Annotated in this window: 2 protein-coding genes and 1 pseudogene; 2 read left to right on the top strand and 1 reads right to left on the bottom strand. The window is 73.5% G+C overall.

Annotated features, from left to right (window positions below; translation table 11 throughout):
• Positions 1 to 153: FBP domain-containing protein (locus EAO71_RS36775; RefSeq protein WP_187282990.1), on the bottom strand; the 153-nt coding region annotated here is incomplete at its 3' end.
• A gap of 264 nt (positions 154 to 417) precedes the next feature.
• Here EAO71_RS36775 and EAO71_RS36770 point away from each other — a divergent pair.
• Positions 418 to 921 (top strand): FBP domain-containing protein, encoded by a 504-nt coding sequence (locus tag EAO71_RS36770; RefSeq protein WP_147982124.1) that lies wholly within the window; start codon positions 418 to 420, stop codon positions 919 to 921.
• Positions 922 to 941: 20 nt separating this feature from the next.
• Positions 942 to 1,067 (top strand): annotated as a pseudogene (locus EAO71_RS39560) (acyl-CoA dehydrogenase family protein); the annotation flags it as partial.

Here is a 1,067-nt window from a genome sequence, read left to right as displayed (position 1 = left end):
GCGCAGGGGCGCGCCGGGGTCGACCCAGCCGAGGAAGTCCAGGTCCTCCCAGGGGAGTGCGGCGAAGTCCAGGGGCAGTCGGAGCCGGCTCGCCTCGCCCTTCGTGCAGTTGACGAAGGACGAGCGGATCTGGCGGTCGGTAAGAGGCTCCATTCCATGCACCGTACACACGCCGCCCGGCGGGGGCACCCGGATTTCCGGCGACCCGGCAGCGCGGGCGCCCGGATGCCGAGCGACGTGCCCGGGCACCCGCGCGGCTGCCCGGCACCGGCCGGCCGCCGGAGGTGATCGCCATCGACAACCTGGCCGCGAGGAGTCCTGGGAGCGGAGTCAGAACGCCTTCCGCCGGGCGCCCGCGCTGCCGGGTCGCCGGAAATCCGGGTGCCCCCGCCGGGCGGCGTGTGTACGGTGCATGGAATGGAGCCTCTTACCGACCGCCAGATCCGCTCGTCCTTCGTCAACTGCACGAAGGGCGAGGCGAGCCGGCTCCGACTGCCCCTGGACTTCGCCGCACTCCCCTGGGAGGACCTGGACTTCCTCGGCTGGGTCGACCCCGGCGCGCCCCTGCGCGCCCATCTGGTGCTCCCGCGCGAGGACGGCCCTCTCGGGATCAGCCTGCGGGTGCCGGCCACCGGGCGCACCAGCGCGGTCAAGTCCAGCCTCTGCCAGATCTGCCTCACCGGGCACGCCTCTTCGGGCGTGACGCTGCTGGCGGCGCCGCTGGCCGGCTCACGGGGCCGCGAGGGGAACACGGTCGGCACGTACATCTGCGCCGACCTGGCCTGTTCCCTCTACATCCGCGGCAAGCGGCAGCCCAGGCTGCGCGCGGGGCGCCAGGAGGAGTCCCTCACCGTCGACGAGCGGATCGAGCGGACGATGACCCACCTGAACGCCTTCGTCGACAAGGTGGCGGCGGGCTAGAGAACCGGCGCCCTCCCGGCCCGGGCGCCATGCGCACCCGCGCCCGGCGCGACGGCGCGGACTGGGTCCTCGACGGGACGAAGATGTGGATCACCAACGGTTCGGTCGCCGACGTCGCCGTCGTGTGGGCCCGTACGGACGAAGGC

Source organism: Streptomyces sp. MS191 (assembly GCF_008042125.1).
In the GTDB taxonomy this organism is placed as follows: Bacteria; Actinomycetota; Actinomycetes; order Streptomycetales; family Streptomycetaceae; genus Streptomyces.
This window is presented reverse-complemented; position numbering and strand designations above follow the sequence as displayed.